Origin of the sequence: Clostridium sp. BJN0001, from assembly GCF_022869825.1 — a bacterium.
GTDB lineage: Bacteria > Bacillota > Clostridia > Clostridiales > Clostridiaceae > Clostridium.
In genome coordinates, this window is record NZ_CP094971.1 from 817,433 (window position 1) to 836,519 (window position 19,087).

22 protein-coding genes, 1 other RNA gene, 1 riboswitch and 1 other annotated feature are annotated in these 19,087 nt (G+C 29.3%); of the genes, 17 read left to right on the plus strand and 6 right to left on the minus strand.

The features are described 5' to 3' along the window. Nucleotides 1–84: 84 nt before the first annotated feature. The 3 genes from MTX53_RS03865 to MTX53_RS03875 all read right to left on the minus strand — a co-directional run bounded on the left by MTX53_RS03865 (nt 85) and on the right by MTX53_RS03875 (nt 1,977). Nucleotides 85–270, minus strand: a complete 186-nt coding sequence (locus tag MTX53_RS03865) for an alpha/beta-type small acid-soluble spore protein (protein ID WP_244834907.1) — start codon at nt 268–270, stop codon at nt 85–87. 137 nt (nt 271–407) lie between these two features. After that, a complete protein-coding gene (locus tag MTX53_RS03870) occupies nt 408–1,370 on the minus strand; it encodes a P1 family peptidase (protein WP_244834908.1) in 963 nt (320 codons plus the stop codon). Nucleotides 1,371–1,383: 13 nt separating this feature from the next. Then, entirely contained in the window at nt 1,384–1,977 is a 594-nt protein-coding gene (locus MTX53_RS03875) for an ECF transporter S component (RefSeq protein WP_244834909.1), read from the minus strand. Nucleotides 1,978–2,272: 295 nt separating this feature from the next. Between MTX53_RS03875 and MTX53_RS03880 the strand changes: the two genes are divergently transcribed. The 17 genes from MTX53_RS03880 to MTX53_RS13055 all read left to right on the plus strand — a co-directional run bounded on the left by MTX53_RS03880 (nt 2,273) and on the right by MTX53_RS13055 (nt 16,390). After that, on the plus strand, nt 2,273–4,366 hold the full coding sequence (locus tag MTX53_RS03880) for a serine hydrolase domain-containing protein (protein WP_244834910.1): 2,094 nt from the start codon (nt 2,273–2,275) through the stop codon (nt 4,364–4,366). Between the two features lie 54 nt (nt 4,367–4,420). Then, nucleotides 4,421–4,530: riboswitch (TPP riboswitch) on the plus strand. Between the two features lie 100 nt (nt 4,531–4,630). Further along, the gene (gene thiS, locus MTX53_RS03885) at nt 4,631–4,825 is read left to right on the plus strand and encodes a sulfur carrier protein ThiS (RefSeq protein WP_244834911.1); all 195 of its coding nucleotides are present in this window, start codon (nt 4,631–4,633) and stop codon (nt 4,823–4,825) included. Between the two features lie 20 nt (nt 4,826–4,845). Continuing rightward, nucleotides 4,846–5,655 (plus strand): sulfur carrier protein ThiS adenylyltransferase ThiF, encoded by an 810-nt coding sequence (gene thiF, locus MTX53_RS03890; RefSeq protein WP_244834912.1) that lies wholly within the window; start codon nt 4,846–4,848, stop codon nt 5,653–5,655. An 18-nt stretch (nt 5,656–5,673) separates the two neighbouring features. Then, nucleotides 5,674–6,459: a thiazole synthase gene (locus tag MTX53_RS03895; protein ID WP_244834913.1), complete on the plus strand. Its 786-nt coding sequence runs from the start codon at nt 5,674–5,676 to the stop codon at nt 6,457–6,459. Nucleotides 6,460–6,462: 3 nt separating this feature from the next. Beyond that, the gene (thiH, locus tag MTX53_RS03900) at nt 6,463–7,608 is read left to right on the plus strand and encodes a 2-iminoacetate synthase ThiH (protein ID WP_244834914.1); all 1,146 of its coding nucleotides are present in this window, start codon (nt 6,463–6,465) and stop codon (nt 7,606–7,608) included. Then, on the plus strand, nt 7,602–8,156 hold the full coding sequence (locus tag MTX53_RS03905) for a thiamine phosphate synthase (protein ID WP_244834915.1): 555 nt from the start codon (nt 7,602–7,604) through the stop codon (nt 8,154–8,156). The genes thiH and MTX53_RS03905 overlap by 7 nt, the downstream gene beginning before the upstream one ends. A gap of 157 nt (nt 8,157–8,313) precedes the next feature. Further along, nucleotides 8,314–9,174, plus strand: coding sequence for a tRNA 2-thiocytidine biosynthesis TtcA family protein (locus MTX53_RS03910; protein WP_244834916.1), 861 nt, complete (start codon nt 8,314–8,316; stop codon nt 9,172–9,174). 85 nt (nt 9,175–9,259) lie between these two features. Beyond that, complete coding sequence (locus MTX53_RS03915; RefSeq protein ID WP_244834917.1) at nt 9,260–9,463, plus strand: DUF4250 domain-containing protein; 204 nt, start codon at nt 9,260–9,262, stop codon at nt 9,461–9,463. 179 nt (nt 9,464–9,642) lie between these two features. Continuing rightward, nucleotides 9,643–9,876: a binding site (T-box leader), on the plus strand. A 105-nt stretch (nt 9,877–9,981) separates the two neighbouring features. Next, entirely contained in the window at nt 9,982–10,518 is a 537-nt protein-coding gene (locus tag MTX53_RS03920) for a tryptophan transporter (protein ID WP_244834918.1), read from the plus strand. A gap of 3 nt (nt 10,519–10,521) precedes the next feature. Then, nucleotides 10,522–11,046 carry a tryptophan transporter gene (locus tag MTX53_RS03925; RefSeq protein WP_244834919.1) on the plus strand — a complete coding sequence of 175 codons (525 nt, stop codon included), beginning with the start codon at nt 10,522–10,524 and terminating at the stop codon, nt 11,044–11,046. Nucleotides 11,047–11,208: 162 nt separating this feature from the next. After that, a complete protein-coding gene (locus MTX53_RS03930) occupies nt 11,209–11,829 on the plus strand; it encodes a prealbumin-like fold domain-containing protein (RefSeq protein WP_244834920.1) in 621 nt (206 codons plus the stop codon). Nucleotides 11,830–11,949: 120 nt separating this feature from the next. Further along, nucleotides 11,950–12,393: a dUTP diphosphatase gene (gene dut / locus MTX53_RS03935; RefSeq protein ID WP_244834921.1), complete on the plus strand. Its 444-nt coding sequence runs from the start codon at nt 11,950–11,952 to the stop codon at nt 12,391–12,393. An 11-nt stretch (nt 12,394–12,404) separates the two neighbouring features. Next, on the plus strand, nt 12,405–14,315 hold the full coding sequence (locus MTX53_RS03940) for a glycerophosphodiester phosphodiesterase (RefSeq protein ID WP_244834922.1): 1,911 nt from the start codon (nt 12,405–12,407) through the stop codon (nt 14,313–14,315). Nucleotides 14,316–14,515: 200 nt separating this feature from the next. Next, nucleotides 14,516–14,876: a transfer-messenger RNA gene (ssrA, locus tag MTX53_RS03945) on the plus strand. A gap of 156 nt (nt 14,877–15,032) precedes the next feature. Further along, a complete protein-coding gene (locus MTX53_RS03950) occupies nt 15,033–15,488 on the plus strand; it encodes a DUF3990 domain-containing protein (RefSeq protein ID WP_244834923.1) in 456 nt (151 codons plus the stop codon). Continuing rightward, nucleotides 15,481–15,927: a hypothetical protein gene (locus MTX53_RS03955; protein WP_244834924.1), complete on the plus strand. Its 447-nt coding sequence runs from the start codon at nt 15,481–15,483 to the stop codon at nt 15,925–15,927. The genes MTX53_RS03950 and MTX53_RS03955 overlap by 8 nt, the downstream gene beginning before the upstream one ends. 334 nt (nt 15,928–16,261) lie before the next feature. Further along, entirely contained in the window at nt 16,262–16,390 is a 129-nt protein-coding gene (locus tag MTX53_RS13055) for a hypothetical protein (RefSeq protein ID WP_280527254.1), read from the plus strand. A gap of 95 nt (nt 16,391–16,485) precedes the next feature. On the opposite strand, the gene MTX53_RS03960 is transcribed toward MTX53_RS13055, so the two are convergent. The 3 genes from MTX53_RS03960 to MTX53_RS03970 form a co-directional block, all read right to left on the minus strand. After that, nucleotides 16,486–17,289, minus strand: a complete 804-nt coding sequence (locus tag MTX53_RS03960; protein ID WP_244833337.1) for an AAA family ATPase — start codon at nt 17,287–17,289, stop codon at nt 16,486–16,488. Next, a complete protein-coding gene (locus MTX53_RS03965) occupies nt 17,289–18,533 on the minus strand; it encodes a DDE-type integrase/transposase/recombinase (protein ID WP_244833926.1) in 1,245 nt (414 codons plus the stop codon). The genes MTX53_RS03960 and MTX53_RS03965 overlap by 1 nt, the downstream gene beginning before the upstream one ends. 81 nt (nt 18,534–18,614) lie before the next feature. Then, nucleotides 18,615–19,019 (minus strand): DUF6431 domain-containing protein, encoded by a 405-nt coding sequence (locus MTX53_RS03970; RefSeq protein WP_244834074.1) that lies wholly within the window; start codon nt 19,017–19,019, stop codon nt 18,615–18,617. Nucleotides 19,020–19,087: the final 68 nt, after the last annotated feature.

Here is a 19,087-nt window from a genome sequence, read left to right on the forward strand (position 1 = left end):
AAAATAAAAGAAGAAAGCCGTTCTTAAATTATTAGATTTAAGAACGGCTTTCAATTTACTTAATGGTACATCTCGCGAGAAATATTATTTTATGCCAGATTCGTATTGCTGTACCATTCTTTTAACCATTTCTCCTCCAACGCTTCCGCATTGTTTAGAAGAAAGATTTCCGTTATAGTCAGTAAATGGGACACCCATTTCACTTGCTATTTCATTTTTGAATTTTGATAATCCTTGTTTTGCTTCAGGTACTAATGATGAATTTGCCATAACATATTCCTCCTCTGATTTTAGTAAATTTTTGCGAGGTGTTATTTCCACCTTGCAGTATTATATTGTGCAAATCGCAAAAATATAATCTATGAAAGTGGAGGAATATATTTAATTATTGACCAATATTGGAATAATTATAAATCTTTAAAAGCAAGATATCCATCAAGTGAAGAAGCGCTCTTAACAGCGTTTATAACAGCTTTTTCCATTACTCTAGCAGCAAGCATTCCAACAGTTGTTGTATCTGCTTGTACTTTATTAGTTGCCATAGTAAAAATTGTGTCGCCATCAAACATAGTATGAGCTGGACGCATTGTTCTTCCATAGCCATTATGAGCCATAGATGCAACTTTATTTGCCTGAGCTTTTGTAAAGTATGCATTAGTTATAATTGCACCAATGGTTGTATTGCCTTTAAAAGGATCTTTAGGATTTTCAAGATTTTCGATTATTAATTTTTCTGTATTTAAAAATTCAGATTTTTTTCTATCAAAAGCTCCTGCTATAAACTCAAGGTTTTTAGGATCTACAACATCTCCAAGACAGTTTACTGAAACTACAGCTCCAACTTCTAGATTTCCGCATTTAACTGCATATGTTCCAAGACCGCCTTTCATTGAATAAGAAGGACCTAAATATTTTCCAACAGTTGCACCATATCCTGCACCAATGTTACCGTTTATCGTATCTTTAAAAGTTTCAGCATTAATACATGCTTTTTTGCCCATTTTGAAATCGGGTCGTATTTTGGGGCTTCCAATTATAAGATCAAATAAAACAGCTTCACAGACAATTGGAACTTTTGCAACTGAAACATCAAATCCAACATTTTTATTTTCAAGATAATTCATAACTCCGCTTGCAGCATCAAGTCCAAATGCACTTCCGCCAGAGAGTACAACAGCGTGTATTTTTTGAACCATTTCAACTGGATTTAAAAGGTCTGTTTCACGTGTTCCTGGAGAACCTCCACGAACTTCAACACCGCCAGTTGCACCATTTTCACATAAAATAACTGTACATCCTGTTATACCTTTTTCATCTTGGGCATGTCCTAATTTTATTCCTTCAATATCGGTGATTTTTATTTCTTTCATTAGTACACCTTCATTACCTATTTCTCATTTTTAAAATTGTAAGAACTACTGGAACTGAAATTATTACACTTACTATAGCTTCTGGGATTCCGTTTGTTACACCAATCATAAAGATAGCGTATCCTCCTTGAGCTGCAGTAAGACCTAAAGCTACAGCATATTTTGCTGCATAGATTAAGTAAGAAAAACCGAGTACACCAGCAGTGTTTGTTAAAGTTCCACATAAAGCAGCGCATGCTATTGCAATTGACTTTTTCTTTATTGAAAATTTAACACCTTTATAGACATAATAAGAAACAATACCTATTAATATTCTTGGAAGCACTGCAATTATTGGATTCCAAAATACAAATGCGGTTGGTGATGGTGCTGTGAAAGCTTGATACATTGAAAAGAGACCAAATACAAGTCCGACAAGAGACCCGACAATTGGACCTTCAACTATAGCTCCTATGATAACAGGAACATGCATTATAGTTGCTTTCATACCTGGAAGAGGTATAAAACCAAGCCCTGTAAGGCCTAAAAAGATTGAGATAGCAGACAACATTCCTACAATTGTCATCTGTTTTACTGAGAATTTTGTTTTTAAATTACTATTTTCCATAAGAAAATACCTCCGTTCTTATTCCTTAATAATGGATATAATTCGGAAAAAATATATATTTAATTTCCGTTCAGTTTCTAAAAAGAATACTGACACTCAATATTTTAGCACGTATATATAATTTTTCAATAAATTTCGTTAAAATTTTATCAAAAAATTTTTAAGATAATATTAAGATATATAACAATTGGTTAATAATTCTTTTAGATGTATAATATAGATATGTTTTAATGCTATCAGCTTACTTATGAAAAAACAAAAGAAAAACAATACATGATTATGGGGGTAAATTAATATGAAAAGGAAAATTATAGCGTTAATTATTGCTGGATTTTTTGCATCAGGTATGTCATCTTCAGCGGTATATGCTTCAGAAAAAACATATACTGGTTTAGAAAATCAAATATCACAGAGTAATACTTATGAAAAATTTGATTCCGAAATAAAGGATTTAGCGAAGGATTTTAATGATAAATATTCAACAAGTCTTCAGTATGCTCTTTATGATGGAGGAAATATTATTATTTCAAATGATGCAGGAGTATTTAGTAAAAATTCTCTTGGTAAAAAAGATATAGATAGTAATACTATGTATGGAATAGGTTCTGTAAGTAAGATGTTTGTGACAGCTTCTGTTATGAAGCTTATGCAGGATGGAAAAGTAAATCTTGATAATCCCGTTACAGATTATATAAAGGATTTTCAGATGAAAGATGAAAGATATAAGAAAATAACAGTAAGAATGCTTCTTAATCATTCATCAGGTCTTATGGGTGGAACTTTATATAATGCTCTTTTATATGGAGATAATGATCAAAGCTCATATAATTCGTTTTTATCAGAATTAAAAAATCAGAGGCTTAAGGCAGATCCAGGAGAATTCTCTGTTTATTGTAATGATGGATTTACTTTAGCTCAAATTCTTGTTGAGAGAGTATCAGGAATGAAATTTAATAAGTATGTAAAAGAAAATTTTTCAGATAATTTAAATCTTTTAAATACTAAAATGCCTGATGATAATTTTGATAGAGAAAATCTTGCAAAGATATATTTAGGAAATAGCGATGATGATTTGCCAGATGATAATTTAAATATGTCAGCAGCAGGAGGAATCTATTCTACAGCTGAAGATTTATGCAGATTTTCAAAGATATTTATGAATGAAAATAAAGTTTTAACAGATGATACTTTAAATAAGATGGAGAATGAAGAATGTTTAAATGGAGCATGGCCTAAGAGCAGTGATGACAATATATTATCTTATGGTTTAGGATGGGACAGTGTAAAATTTAATCCATTCAATGAGTATGGAATAAAAGCATTGTGTAAAGGAGGAGACACATATCATTATCATGCAGGATTTATAGTCCTTCCGGATAATAATATATCATGCGCAGTTTTATCATCAGGATCGTCATCTACAACAGATGAAATGCTTGCATCTACTATTATTTTAAAATATCTAAAAGAAAAAGGGACAATATCTGAAATAAAAGAGGAAAAAGATTTTACTTCATCAGATGCAGTTTCAATACCTAGTGAAATGCAGTCATATAAAGGACTTTACAATTTAAATACAACTAACTGCAATGTGGATATTGAAGATAATAAACTTGTAATTACATGTCCATCAGTTCCTGGATTAAAATATTCATACAATTATACAAGCGATGGATATTTCACATCAGAAGATGGAAACGAAAAAATTAAATTTGTAAAAGAAAAAAATGGAGAGACATATGTTGAATCTATTACAGATCAGGACTGTGGAAATATAGGAAGACTTAAATTAGATCAGTATTCAATGCAAAAAGTAGATGAAAATAATATATCAGATGATGTTAAAAATGCATGGCTTAAGAGAAGCAGTAAATCATATTTTCTTGTAAATGAAAAATATGATTCGGAAAATTATGTTAGATTACTCAATAAAACTTCATTACCATATAATGATGCATTAAAAGGATATACTGTTGGACATAAGATAATAGATAAAGATAATGCAGTATCTATAGCAAAGATTCCATTTATACTTGGAAGAGATCAGGCAGATTATAATTTCTATATGGATCATTCACTTGAATATTTAAGTTCAAATTCATATTTATATGTTTCATCTAATGGAATTTATAATTTAAGTCAGTATTTAGATAGTGTAACTATTAATGATAATGGGTATACAAAATATTTTAATGTACCTCAAAAATTAGAGGGAAAAGAGCTTACAGTTGAAACTCCTGAAAATAGTTCATTTTTCTTATATGATGAGCTTGGACAGTGCAAAAATGCAAGCTATATTTCAAGAATAAATACTGTTACTTTACATGCTGGAGACACTGTAGCTTTTTCAGGAGATAAGGATACAATTTTCAAAATTAGCATAAAATAGTTGATAAATGTAAAAATAAGTAGTACAATGATAATTGTAAAAGCTAAATAATAGAATAAAGGCTAGGGGTGCCGATAAGATCGGCTGAGAGAAGCTTATAAAGCTTTAACTCTTTTAAACCTGATGTGGCTAATACCACCGTAGGGAAGCAATAAATAAATTTAATGTGTATTATGAATTTATAGGATCCGTTCGGTGTAACGGGTCCTTTTTTTATTGTGGAACGAGAATTTAGTTTAAATAAAAAGTGAAAGGGGGAGAAAGATGAAAGTTAATGGTAAAAATGTACCAATAGGTAATATGAAAGTAGTAACTGATTTGATACATCACTATGAACTTAATAAGGACAAGATAGTAATTGAGATTGATAAAAAAATAATTCCAAAAGAGCAGTATGATAAGTTTGCTCTTAATGATGAAAATTCAATTGAAGTAATAAGTTTCGTTGCAGGAGGCTGATAAAAAGTGGGGGCAGAAAGTTGAAATTTATAGTAAATGAAAAAAGTGCTCAATTAAATGATGATAATCTTACATTATTTCAAATAAGAGAAAAGTATAAAAAAGATGCGGATATAGTAATTTATAATGGTTTTCCTGTTAAGCAAGACAGAAAGATAAAAGAAAATGATAGGATAACACTTATAAAAAGAGGAGAAATTCCTAAAAAAGAAGAAATTGAAAATCTTATGATAGCAAGGCATACTCCCAAAGTTCATGAAGCTTTAAAAAAAGCTAAAGTTGCAATAGCAGGACTTGGAGGTCTTGGCTCAACATGTGCGATTTCTCTTGCAAGAATTGGTGTAGGATATTTAAAAATTATTGATTTTGATGTGGTAGAACCAAGTAATCTTAATAGACAGCAGTATTTTATAAAAGATATAGGAATGAAAAAATGCATGGCATTAAAAAATATACTTCATGATATAAATCCATTTATAAAAGTAGATAGCGTTGACTCTTTTGTAAGTAAGGATAATGTTTTTGAATTGTTTAATGATATGGATATAGTTATCGAAGGATTTGATTCACCACAGAATAAAGCTGTACTTGTTCAGGAAACACTTCTTCAGACAAAAAAGCCCAAAATAATTACAGCTTCAGGCATGGCAGGTTTTTATTCAAATAATACGATATGCACTAAAAAAATTAATGAAAGACTCTACATATGTGGGGATTTAAAAAATGAGGCAAAGATAAATGAAGGCCTTATGGCTCCAAGAGTTTCAATTGCAGCAAATCACGAAGCTAATATGGCTTTAAGACTTATATTAGATAAAACAGAAGTTTAAAAAAAGAGGGAGATTATTATGGAAAAAGATATATTTAGAATAGGTAACAAGGAATTAAAAAGTAGATTATTTATAGGAACAGGAAAGTACGGAAATAATAAAGAACTTCCAAATGTACTTAAAAATGCGGGAACTGAAGTTGTCACAATGGCAGTTAGAAGAGTTGATTTAGATAATAAAGAAGAGGATGTATTATCATATATCCCTAAAGATATAATACTTCTTCCAAATACATCAGGTGCAAGAAATGCAGAAGAAGCAATAAGAATTGCAAGACTTGCAAAAGAGATGGGATGCGGAACATGGGTAAAGATAGAAGTAATAGCAGATAGTAAATATCTTGTACCAGACAATTTAGAAACATTAAAAGCTACAGAAGCTTTAGTTAAAGAAGGATTTACAGTTCTTCCTTATATGAGCCCAGATCTTATGATGGCAAAGAGAATGGCAGATGTAGGAGCAGCAGCAGTTATGCCTCTTGGAGCACCAATTGGAAGTAATAGAGGATTAAGAACAAAAGAACTTATACAAATTATGATAGATGAAATAAATAATGTACCAATAGTTGTTGATGCAGGAATAGGAGCACCATCAGATGCAGCAGAAGCTATGGAAATGGGAGCAGACGCAGTTTTAGTAAATACTGCAGTTGCATCATCAAACAATCCTATAATTATGGCAGAAGCATTTAAAAAGGCAACTGAAGCAGGAAGACTTGCTTATCTTGCAGGACTTGGACTTAAAAAAGATACCGCATCAGCATCATCTCCACTTACTGGATTTTTAGATGAGGAGGAGAAGTAGAATATGATAAAAGCAGGAGAATATTTAGAAAATAGTTTTTATAATTTTATTCAGAAATATAAAGACTTTGATTTTGATGCATTTTGGAAAAATGTAACTATAAATGATATAAAAAGAGCAATATATGCAAGAAACCCTGGAGAGAAAGAACTTATGACTTTATTATCTCCTCTTGCAGGTGAAAAATGTCTTGAAGAGATGGCTCAAAGATCAAGAAAGCTTACACTTAAGCATTTTGGAAAGGCTGTATATTTATATACGCCAATGTATATAGCAAATTACTGCATAAATAGATGTGCATACTGTGGATACAATAATGATAATACTATAAGCAGACTTAAGCTTAATATGGAGCAGATAGAAAAAGAATGTCAGGCTGTTTCTAAAAAAGGTTTTAAACAGATATTATTTCTTACAGGAGAATCACCAAAAGAATCACCAGTAAGTTATCTTGTAGAAGCAACTAAAGTTCTTAGAAAGTATTTCCCATCAGTTGCAATAGAAGTATATCCTATGGATAGAAAAGATTATAAAAAGGTAGTTAAAGAAGGAGTAGATTCTCTTACAGTATTCCAAGAGACTTATGATCCTGCTGTTTATGATAAAGTTCATTTAGGAGGACCTAAAAAAGATTATAGATATAGACTTGAAACTCCTGAAAGAGGAATTGAATCTGGAATAAGATTTGTAAATATAGGTGCACTTTTAGGACTTACTGATTGGAGACGTGAAATGTTTAAAGAAGGTCTTCATGCATCTTTTCTTCAAAAAAAATATCCTGCATCTGATATAGGTCTTTCATTCTCAAGAATAAGACCATGTTCAGGAGGATTAAAGGACCTTGTAGAGGTAACAGACAGAAATCTTGTTCAATGTATTACAGCAATAAGAATAGTATTCCCTCAAAGTGTTTTAAATATTTCAACAAGAGAAGGAGCAGGCTTTAGAGATAAGCTTATCCCTATTGGAATAAACAAGATATCAGCAGAGTCTCTTATTGCAATTGGAGGACATAGTATGCCAAAAGAAAAAGAGGGAGAAGTTCAGTTTGATACTAATGATAAGAGAACAACAGAAGAGATAAAGCAGATGATATATGATATAGGATATCAACCTATATTTAAGGACTGGGACAGCTTTACATGTTAGTCTTTGGCATAACAAATAGAAAATTATGTGATGATTTTTATTCTCAGATAGAGAAAATTTCTTTAAGCAGCATAGATTATCTTATACTTCGAGAAAAAGATCTTTCCTATGATGAACTTTTAAAAATGGCGTGTAAGGTTAAAGAAATTTTAAAAAAAAGTAATATAAAACTTATTATAAATTCATCAGTAGATGTAGCTAAAAAGATAGATGCATATGGAGTTCAGCTTTCATTTAATGATTTTAAAAATTTAAGAAGAAAAAATGAAAGTATATATAAAAGAGTTGGAGTTTCAATTCATAGTTTTGAAGAAGGAATTGAAGCCCAAAAATTAGGAGCTACATATGTTATTTATGGACATGTATTTGAAACTGAATGTAAAAAAGGACTAAAACCACGTGGAACATCTGAGATAAAAAAGATGTCAGAAGTTATGAATATAAAAATAATAGGACTTGGTGGAATAAATAAAAATAATTATAAAGAAGTTATAAAAAATGGTGCTTCTGGAATTGCAGTAATGTCTGGAATTATGAGAATAAACTAAAAATGATTATTTTTATCATATAGTCTGAAAAGCTAATTGGTTAGCCGCTTTATGCGGCTGCCTTTTTTTTATGTTCTCTATTCAAAGTAGGAAATAAATGATAGAATATATTATTGTAAAATAGAGTATTTTTTATGATAATGTGAGGATGATTGTTATGAACTCAATAGCAGGAAAATCATGTCCTGATATAATTCCAGATGAAGAAAAAACAGATCTTAAAGATATTGAAAAAGCGATAATAAAAAAATATAGAAGAAAGCTTTGGTCAAAATTTATAAAAGCAGTTATTGATTTTAAACTTGTAAATGAAAATGATAAAATTGCTGTAGCAATTTCTGGAGGAAAAGATAGTATTCTTATGGCAAAACTTTTTCAGGAACTTAAAAGACACAGCAAATATAATTTTGATGTTGTATTTATAAGTATGGACCCTGGCTTTAATGATAATGTCAGAGAAGTTCTTTTAGATAATTGTAGGTACTTAAATATTCCAGTTATTACATATAAATCTAATATCTTTGATATAGTAGATGAGAAAGCAAAGAACTATCCATGCTATTTATGTGCAAGAATGAGAAGAGGGTCTCTTTATGCAAAGGCTAAGGAACTTAAATGTAATAAGCTTGCCCTTGGACATCATTTTAATGATGTGATAGAGACAATAATGCTTAATATATTATATAGTGGAAATTATAAAACAATGATGCCGAAGTTAAAAGCGCAGAATTTTGAAGGAATGGAGATTATAAGACCTCTATACTACATTGAAGAAGATGACATAATAGAATTTAAAAAGTATTGTAATATAAAATTTCTTGACTGTGCATGTGAAGTTGCGGCTAAAAAAACTGGTAATAAGCGCTTTGAAATAAAAAAGCTTATTAAAGATTTAAAGAAAATATCACCTGAAGTTGATAAATCTATATTCAAGTCTGCACAAAATGTAGATTTAGATAATATTTTAGGTTGGAACAAGAATGGAAATAAATTTGATTTCATGCAAGAATATGACTAAAATGCCATTTAAAAAAATTACTAAGAATGGTATAATAAGAGAATAAGAGTGTTTATGTTTATAGTTAATAAAAGGATAAAGGAAGATGATAAAAGTGATTCAAGCATCTGTTGAAATTTTAGAACCTAATATATTACTTAGCTTATTAAATATGAAACTGCGAGATCAGTATTCATCTTTGGATTTATTATGTGAAGACCTTAATTTAGATAAGGATTTTATCGTAAATAAATTAAAGAATATAGGATATACATATAGCCAAAAAGAAAATCAATTTAAGACTATTTAAATCTTAGGGAGTGTGAGAAGGACTATGAATATAAAAAAAACTAGTAAATTGTTAGCTCTAATAACCGCAGGTACAGCACTTGTTACATCAATTTTAAAAGACAAAGAGAAAAAAGATGATAAAAAACATTAGAAAAAATGTTGACATTTCTAAAAAATAGAGTATTATATAAATATAAATTAAATCTTGTGAAAAGGGATAGTAGTTAAGAATAAAAATCAAAGAGAACTGATAGTTGGTGAGAATTCAGTATTTGAGTGATTAATGAATGGGCCTTTGAAGAGCAATATGAAATTTTCTAAAGAGTAGTTGAGCCGTGTTTCACACGTTATAGTGAAAGAGATATGTTAGTATCTTTATTAAGCGGCATTTAATGCAATTTAGGTGGCAACGCGGATTATTCCGTCCTTTATATTTAAGGGACGGCTTTTTTTATACAATTTTTTGGGGGCGATTAGTATGTTATGAAAGAAAGAAGATAAATATGGATAAATAATTCAAATTTAGGGGGGCAAATTATGAATACGAAAATAATGGTAACAAATGCAATACTCATAGCAATAGGTGTACTTTTAAGAATTATTACACCACTTATAGGTGTACCAATGCAGATTGATTTTTCACTTATAATACTTTTTATAATAATGATATATAATAACAAAGACTATAAAATAACTTTAATATGTGGAATAGTAGTTGGAATATTTGCAGCAATTACAACTAAAACACCAGGTGGACAGATTCCAAACTTAATAGATAAAGTTATAACATGTAATTTAATGTATATTATGCTTAGAATTCTTAGAGAAAGAGTTTCAAATTCAGTTAAGGCAATTTTAATTTTCCCAATTGGAACAATTATTTCAGGAGCGGTATTTTTAGAAACAATTGCATTATTGGTAGGACTTCCAGGAGGTCAATCATTTAAAATTTTATTTTTATCAGTTGTAGTGCCGGGTGCTGTGATTAATACGGGCGTAGGATTTATATTTTTTAAAGTAATAGAAAAAACAGGAAAAATAACAGGAATATATCAAGCAGAGAAAGGAAGATAAATTATGGAAAAGACAATAAATACAAGAAAAATGGTAACAAATGCAATACTTATAGCAATAGGAGCACTTCTTCATCTGATAACACCACTTACAGGTCTTCCAATGCAGCCAGATTTATATCTTGCGATGCTATTTATAATAATGATTTATAATAGAGATTATAAAACAACTTTAATATGTGGAATAGTAGTTGGAATATTTGCAGCACTTACAACAAAAACTCCTATGGGACAGATTCCTAATATTTTAGATAAAATTGTAACATGTAATGTAATGTATGTAATTTTAAATATGATGAGAAATAAAGTAAGCAAAAACGTTCAAGTGCTTATAATAATGCCTATAGGAACAATTTTAAGTGGAACAGTATTTATTACAGCACTTATGCAAATGGGTGGAGTTCCAGTTGCACAGCTTAGTACATTATTTATAGGAGTTGTTGCACCAACAGCAGTTTTAAACTTTATATTTGGTTTTATACTTTATAAAGTAATTGAAAGAACAATAAAGGTAACAGGTACATTTTAAATAATAGCTATAATTTATTAAAAATAAGCTGCTTCAGATTTTGAAGTGGCTTATTTTAGTATTAAAATCACCTGCAAATTCATAAAATTTAATAAAATATATCACATTGTTAAAACCTAAATCATATTTTATTAATAGAAAGAATTTTGAAAGGACAATATTATGGCTAATGATGACAAAAATAAATCATTAAAAATCAATTTGTCTGCGGGGGAGCAGAAAATAAAATATTATGGATCATCAGATAACAACTGTATTTTTGAAATCTTAGATGATGATGATGACGATAAGAAAAAAGAGACTCCAAATAAGAAAAAAACTATAAATCAGCCTAAGAATTTAAATAATAATCGTAATAATATTCAAATGGAAGAAATAGAAGAAAATAAGAATCAAAAAGAAACTCAGAAAATACATGTACAGAAAAAAGAAAATAAAAAAATGCATGTTAATAAAAAAGAAGGCGGGAAAATACATGTAAAGTCTATTTTAGACTGTGGACATAACGAATACTTAGAAGGAGTAAAAATAAATTTATATAGAATTAATGGATTAAATCCATCTCTTGTTGAATCCAAAATTACGGATAAAAAAGGAAACGTAGACTTTTTAAATCTTCCAAATGGATCATATAGAGTTATAGAAATAATAGATAAAAGATATTTTGAAAAGCCTAAATATAATAAGTGGAATGAAATAAATATAGGCTATGATAATAGGGAAAGTAGTGTTATTATAATTAATAAAATAAAAAGGTTTTATGCAAGGAAGAATGGTATATAATAATAGTGTGTTATTATATTAAAAGTGGTAAAGGACATGAGGCAAATAGGTCGTGTAAAGTCTGTCTTCATGCCTTTTATCTTTTAAGGATAAAATTTTTTATTAAAAAAGGTGGTAAACATGGAAGATTACATATTAAAAATTAAAAAGGTTAATGAAGATGCAATTCTCCCAAATTATGCACATGAAAATGATGCAGGGCTTGATCTTTATTCAATAGATGATATGATTTTATATCCTGGTGAAAGGAGACTTATTCATACTGGAATAAAAATTGAACTCCCAGATAATACAGAGGCTCAGATAAGACCAAGAAGTGGACTTGCTCTAAAGCATGGAATAACAACACTTAATTCACCAGGAACTATAGATCAGGGTTATAGAGGAGAAATTGGAGTAATACTTATTAATTTAAGCAAGGATTCATTTAAGATAGAAAAAGGAATGAAGATTGCACAGATGGTTGTAAAACCGATTGTTAAAGTGAAAGTTGTAGAAACAGATGAGGAGTTTTGTGATACAGAAAGAAGCACAGGGGGATTTGGTTCGTCTGGCTTAAAATAAAGGTGATAATTTTGAAAAATGAAAAGTTAGAAAGATTATATAAAAGAATTGAATATTCATTAGTATCGTCAAAAAGGCAAGTAATTCTTACTGTTGGAAAAATGATTAAAAATATATTATTTAATTTTAAATCTGTTTTGTACTTTGAAATATGCTATAGAACACTTGTAACATGTATATTTATGCCTATAATTTACTTTATAGTTAAATATTTCATGAAAAGTAAGGGCTTTATGTGTTTAAGTAATGGCGATTTTTTAAGATTTGCAGCGACAATTAAAGGAGCTGTATGTTTAATTATCCTGACAGTAATTGCTTTTGTTGTAATATTTGTTGAAATATCAGTTCTTACGTATATAAGTTATAATTCCCATAAAAAGCGAAAGATAACGCTTATAGAATCGTTATTTAATAGTGTGATTATAATTCCTAAGATATTTGGGCGAGGTATGATTACTCTATTTATAGTAACAGCATTTATTGGGCCTCTTATAGGAATAGGCTTTTCAAATTCGCTTATAAAACATCTTACAATTCCTCCTTTTGTTATAATTGAGCTGATGAAGACAATAAAAGGAAGAATGATTATTTTAGCATTTTTCTGCATAATAATTTTTGTGATTATAAGCGTATCACTTTCAATTCCTGAACTTATAATAGAAGATAAGACAGGAATTGAGTCGCTAAAAGATAGCAGAAAGATATTTAAGAAGAATAAAATTTCCATGATACTTTATATGACAGCATGGGTTTTGTTTAGATATATAGCACTTGGAATATTATTTATAGTATTTTCAGGACAGATGATTTTGATTTCAAAATATTTTTCTGTTAAGTCAATTGCGTTTATTATAAATGGAGGAATAGTTTTAGCAGTATTTTTTATATTTTATGTGGTTGTATCGCTTATAACTATGCCGCTTTTTATTTCATTTTTAGTAGAAATATTTTATAGATTAAAGAATAAAAAAATAGAAGAGAGAAAATTTTTAACTAATAAAGATTATAAAAACGGAATGCTTTTTAAATTTTGTACAAAATATAGTAAAAAATTTATTATGTGCTCCATAGTAATTTTTATTTCTATTTCATGCTTTTCTGGAGGAAAAGTTGTGTTTTCAAAAGTATTAAATAGAGATGTAGAGATTTCAGCTCATAGAGGAAGCGAGAAAAAAGCACCTGAAAACAGTATATCATCTGTAAGAGCTGCGATTTCTGATAAGGCAGATTATGCAGAGATTGATGTTCAGACAACAAAAGATGGACAAATTGTCCTTTTTCATGATAATAATTTAAAGAGGATGACGGATATTAATAAAAAAATAGAAGATTTAACTTATGATGAAATTTCAAAATTAGAAATAGGTTCTTATTTTAGTGAAGATTTTAGAGGTGAGAGAATACCACTTTTAGAAGATGTGCTTAAAGAAGCAAAGGGAAGAATAAAGATTAATATAGAACTTAAACCAATGCAGGATGAAAATCAAGAGTATATGGTAAGACAAGTAGTAAAGATTGTTAAAGATCAGAAAATGGAAAATCAGGTTGTTATAACGTCTATGAATTATGATATTTTGCAGAAAGTAAAAAATGTAGATCCAGAATTAAAAGTAGGATATATAATAATGGTTTCGCTTGGAAATATTGAAAATCTAAATGTAGATTTTCTTTCAATAGAGAGTGCATCAGTTGATATAAAAACAGTATATCTTCTTCATAGCATCGGTAAAGAGGTTCATGTTTGGACAATTAATAATTATGAAGATGTAAAAGAGATGATTTCTATGGGAGTAGATAATATAATAACAGATGATGTGTCAGTAATAAAAGAAACAGAAAATGAATTAAAGTGGACAGAAAAGAATAATCTAGCATTTTACCTTGAAAGTATTACTAATATAATGAGGTATGTGGATATTTAGGAACAGCATATTATAATTTATGCACAGAAAGCTATAAGAAAAATATTTAAATTGTGGAAAAATATAGATAAAAAGCAGATGCTATTTCTATATTTTCCATGAAAACTTAATAGGTCAAAAGTTGACATAAACAAACTAATACTATAGAATATAAGTTGCTAAGAAAATTAAATATATGCGTTTAAAAAATATTTTAACCTGGGGGTGTTTTGGCTTCGACGGGGGTGGAATGTTTTTGTTAAGCGAGCCGAGGTAAGCATGTAACCTCGTTAATCAAGTATGCACTTAAATGTAAACGCAGAAGATAATAATTTTGCATTAGCAGCCTAGTTTAGCGCTGCTACATCAGCCCGGACTTCCCACGGTCTGGATACCTGGTGTCATTAAGTGGGAAACGAATTCCGGTAAAGCTTTGAACCGGAGGGGTATTCATGAAGCTACCGAAATATATAGCCAGTTTACGGGCGCTATATCGAGGGAATCTTAAAACGTAAACTTCGCTCGAAGAAAGACAGAAGCAGCTGCTTTCGGACACGGGTTCGACACCCGTCACCTCCACCATGAAAACCCACGAAAATCTGGAATTTGGATTTTCGTGGTTTTTTTATTGCAAAAAATATACTTTTATTAAAATGAAATGGTTAAATTCATAGAATAGAAGTTTTTAAGATGATATAATATATAGTAAGAGATTAGAGAAAGTTAGGTGAGTAGTTTATGTTGTATCATGCATCAGGAGAAGTCGTGGAATTCCCTGAAATAAGAAAAAGCAGATATACTAAAGATTTTTCATGGGGATTTTATTGTACAAATAATTTTGAACAAGCTAAAAAATGGGCTAAAAGAAATAGAAAGCATGCTATAGTTAACTATTATACTTATACTGAAAACAAAAATTTAAATATATTAAAATTTGAAAATATGACAGATGAATGGTTAGAGTTTATTGCAGCTTGCAGAAAAGGATTAATTCATGATTATGATATAGTAGAAGGTCCTATGGCGGATGATACTGTTTGGAATTATGTAAATGATTTTTTAGCTGGTGAAATTACTAGAAGTATTTTTTGGGAGTTAGCAAAATTTAAATATCCTACTCATCAAATTAGTTTTCATACATTGAAGGCGTTAGATTGTCTTAAGTTTGAGAGGAGTGAAATTATAAATGAATGAAACTCAAAAAAATGATTTATTTTATGTTTGCTCACTTATAGAGTATATTGGTAGAAAAACTAAAAATAGAAGATCAACTATAGTAAAAATACTAGGAAAGAAGGAACTTACTAGACAGTTAGAAATTGCAGAAGTTAACCATTGTTTATCATTTGAAGAAGTATCAGATGAGATAATAGAAGAGTTTAATATTAAAGAAGGAGATTTTGATTCAGTAGGTTTGTGTAAATATGATGTTCCAAGTTTTCAATCTATAGGTAAAGAATATCAGAGATTAATAATTGATGTTCTTTCAGAAGAAAGTAATGTAATAGATGTGTTATATTCAGTATTTGAATCATTTATTAGTGATGAAATTTCAGATTTTAATTCTTCAGTATATTACAGCAGTCCAGAATATTTGAAGTATTCTTATTTAGAAGGTAAATTGTTAGCATAATAAGAAAGATAGATTTATTGGTATTGAATATTAATAAATAAGAAAATACAAATAGTGAAAATAATAATTGGTGGATTTCAAAGGTCATGCTTCACCTCCACCAAATAATCACTAGAATTGTGGTACAATGGAAAGTCCTTGATTTCAAGGGCTTTTTGTGTTTTGGGGAGAAAATGTAGTGATTGAAAAACAAGTTTTGAAGATAAAATTTAGAAATGTAATTAAAAAAATTACATAACTGATAGCCTTATTTAATAGTACTTGGATAAGAAAACAAAAAATTAAAATTTATGATATAATTTTAATATAAGTTAAATAAAGGAATGGATATTTTATGAATTTAAAATGTATAAAGGATAATCATGGTTATTATACAGTAGTATTGAACGTCAAATTATTTGATGCTAATATCATAACTTTATTTGATGCTAAAAATGAATATATTCTTCAAAATCTTCAATGAAAATGAGGCTACTTCGTTACGGTTTATGATGATAAATATTCTGAATATTACAAAAAAATCCACAAATACCTTATTGATATTTGCAGATTTTACTTTTATCCAAGTTCAGTTTCATTAACAGCAAGCATTATTATGTCACTATCAATTGTATTCATATTTTTTGTATTGCCTATCATAAGGCTAGAATCACAGATTTTATTAACAATTCTAGGAACTCCGTTCGAAGCGTTAGCAATTGCTTCAAGAGCGGTATCATCAAAAATATCAGTATTACATTTAGCACCAGTAAGCTTTGCTAATATATAGTCTTTAGTTTCTGATTTTGTGAGATTATCTAAATTATAATTCATTGTTATACGTTGTCTTAAAGGCTCATTAGCAACTAGCCTCATGGTATTATTTAACTGAGGAAGCCCCACAAGAAGTACTATTGCACGATCTCTTGAATCCATGTCAAAATTAAAAAGCATTTTTAAATCATTAAGTATTCCATTACTTACATAATTAGCTTCATCAATAATTATTACAGGAGTTATACGTTTTTCAACTGAATATCTAGTTATTTCATTTTGGATAATTTTGAAATTATCAATTTTTCTGCACATTGGCTCTAGTCCAAGCTGGGCAGCCATATTTTTATAAAATTCTGCAACAGTAAGTGTAGAAAGGGAACTATAAATAACTTTATAAAGTGATGAATTAAGGCTATTAGACCAGTTTCTTATTATTGTAGTTTTACCTCGCCCTGGACCTCCGGTCAGGATTCCGAAACCTTTATTATTAAGTAAATAATTAAGTCTACAAATAACTTCTTTATAGTCAGAAGTTTCTACTACTATTTCCTTAGAATTTTTTATAAACGGATTAAAATCCATTCCATATCTACTTATATAATCCATTATTCTTGACCTCCAGTAAGTTTTATTTTTTCCCTTTTTATAACAGAATTATCATGCTTATTTAAAAGCTTTATTTCTGTAAGTTCAGAAGTGTTTTTATCAACTACATAAATTTTGCTTAAATCAGGTGAATATCTTAGGGTTATTCTTTGTTTTGAGTATCTATAATCAACTTCATATTCTGTTTCATCTATCATAACTACGTTATCGGCTGATACTCTTCTTTCATATTCAAGTAAAAAGGAAGTTTCAATTTGTTCATCTGTAAGCCTTTTAATCATGTGAGATTCCTTGAAAAACCTGTCCTGTGGAGATAGTCCATCTAGAGAAGAATGTATATGCTGATTATAGCTATTAACATATGAAATAAGGCTTATCCTAAGTTCATCTAAATTATTAAAATCATTCATATTAAGCTGGGACATCCATTGATCTTTTAATGTACGAAACCACCTTTCAATTTTAGCTTTTGATTGTGGGGTATAGGGTGCACAATAACTAATAGTTGTACCTATTCTAGCTGCTAAAAGTTCCATTTGCTTGTTCTTATATGAAGCACCATTATCAAAGTTTAAGATTTTAGGTTTCCCGAATCGTGTAACAGCAGATTTTAAAACAGACATAAGATTTACAAAATTATCATTAAAAAATACATCTATTCCTGTTATGTATCTTGAAGCATCATCAATAAGTGCTATTATGTAAACGCGTTTCTTTTTACCATCTACCTTCAAATAAGGTCCAACGCTGCTGTCACCACACCATACTTCATTTATATGAGCACGCTCATATCTTTTCATATCTTTATTTTTAGAATATTTATTCTCAAGCTTAAGAACATTAACATACCTATTAATTGTTGAAAGTGAAATATCTCCTTTAACAATAGTTCCATTGTTAATAAGCTTTTGATAGATAAGTGTTGCTGGGATTCTTGGATATTCTTGTTTTAAATATTTAATCTGTTCTGTAATATCAGAATCTAATTTACGTGTTCTTCCAGTGTCGCATCGTTTTACAGGTATGAGTGCCTCAAAGCCCTTATTCTTGTAATTGTAATACCAACGTTCAAGAGTAGCAGCAGCTACCTTAGTATCTTCACCATCTGGAGTCTGATATACTTTGCCTGCGGCATCTCGGAAAAATTGTTTAACACTTTTATTTTCATCATAAGTACCACTTATCAGAGGAGCCAAGATTCCGTACCTGAAAAGTGCTATTTCTTTTCTAGTTTTTTCGTCCATATTTTGAAAAAGCCTCCTTTGTTTTATTACAATATAAGCTTATATCTACATAAATTAACAGTAAAACTAAGTTATGTGGTTTTACGAAAATAAAATATTATTGATGCATTTAATTTGCATAAATTGTCTTTTAAAGTTTTTTAAACATTGCTTTGAAATACTTAAATCTAATGAAATTTTAAATGAAGTAATACGTTCCTTCCAATGCTCTAGATATTGTTTTATTATATAAAAAATATTGCTTTCATCGATAAATTCATTAGCTATCATAATGGGTTCAAAAGAAGCTTTGGAATTATAAGCATTAATAATTGAAATATGATCACATAAAAGAATTTGAGAATAAGGTACAATACACTCTGGAAATATAGCATGAGTTTTATTGCAACATGTACACTTTGCTCTAAGAATTGTTATAGATATCTTGCCATCACTGTTTTTAACAGTTCTCTTGTAATAACCATGCTTTACAAGCTGCCCGGACAATGTCGTCAACTTAGTAGATTAAGCTATGCAAAAATAAATTGAAAGAAATCATTTTTGATGTCTATTTT

Bases quoted from the DNA above. Each gene is read 5' to 3' on its own strand.
- MTX53_RS03865 (WP_244834907.1), bottom strand. From the start codon at position 270: ATGGCAAATTCATCATTAGTACCTGAAGCAAAACAAGGATTATCAAAA.
- MTX53_RS03870 (WP_244834908.1), bottom strand. From the start codon at position 1,370: ATGAAAGAAATAAAAATCACCGATATTGAAGGAATAAAATTAGGACAT.
- MTX53_RS03875 (WP_244834909.1), bottom strand. From the start codon at position 1,977: ATGGAAAATAGTAATTTAAAAACAAAATTCTCAGTAAAACAGATGACA.
- MTX53_RS03880 (WP_244834910.1), top strand. From the start codon at position 2,273: ATGAAAAGGAAAATTATAGCGTTAATTATTGCTGGATTTTTTGCATCA.
- thiS (WP_244834911.1), top strand. From the start codon at position 4,631: ATGAAAGTTAATGGTAAAAATGTACCAATAGGTAATATGAAAGTAGTA.
- MTX53_RS03895 (WP_244834913.1), top strand. From the start codon at position 5,674: ATGGAAAAAGATATATTTAGAATAGGTAACAAGGAATTAAAAAGTAGA.
- thiH (WP_244834914.1), top strand. From the start codon at position 6,463: ATGATAAAAGCAGGAGAATATTTAGAAAATAGTTTTTATAATTTTATT.
- MTX53_RS03905 (WP_244834915.1), top strand. From the start codon at position 7,602: ATGTTAGTCTTTGGCATAACAAATAGAAAATTATGTGATGATTTTTAT.
- MTX53_RS03910 (WP_244834916.1), top strand. From the start codon at position 8,314: ATGAACTCAATAGCAGGAAAATCATGTCCTGATATAATTCCAGATGAA.
- MTX53_RS03915 (WP_244834917.1), top strand. From the start codon at position 9,260: ATGATAAAAGTGATTCAAGCATCTGTTGAAATTTTAGAACCTAATATA.
- MTX53_RS03920 (WP_244834918.1), top strand. From the start codon at position 9,982: ATGAATACGAAAATAATGGTAACAAATGCAATACTCATAGCAATAGGT.
- MTX53_RS03925 (WP_244834919.1), top strand. From the start codon at position 10,522: ATGGAAAAGACAATAAATACAAGAAAAATGGTAACAAATGCAATACTT.
- MTX53_RS03930 (WP_244834920.1), top strand. From the start codon at position 11,209: ATGGCTAATGATGACAAAAATAAATCATTAAAAATCAATTTGTCTGCG.
- dut (WP_244834921.1), top strand. From the start codon at position 11,950: ATGGAAGATTACATATTAAAAATTAAAAAGGTTAATGAAGATGCAATT.
- MTX53_RS03950 (WP_244834923.1), top strand. From the start codon at position 15,033: ATGTTGTATCATGCATCAGGAGAAGTCGTGGAATTCCCTGAAATAAGA.
- MTX53_RS03955 (WP_244834924.1), top strand. From the start codon at position 15,481: ATGAATGAAACTCAAAAAAATGATTTATTTTATGTTTGCTCACTTATA.
- MTX53_RS13055 (WP_280527254.1), top strand. From the start codon at position 16,262: ATGAATTTAAAATGTATAAAGGATAATCATGGTTATTATACAGTAGTA.
- MTX53_RS03960 (WP_244833337.1), bottom strand. From the start codon at position 17,289: ATGGATTATATAAGTAGATATGGAATGGATTTTAATCCGTTTATAAAA.
- MTX53_RS03965 (WP_244833926.1), bottom strand. From the start codon at position 18,533: ATGGACGAAAAAACTAGAAAAGAAATAGCACTTTTCAGGTACGGAATC.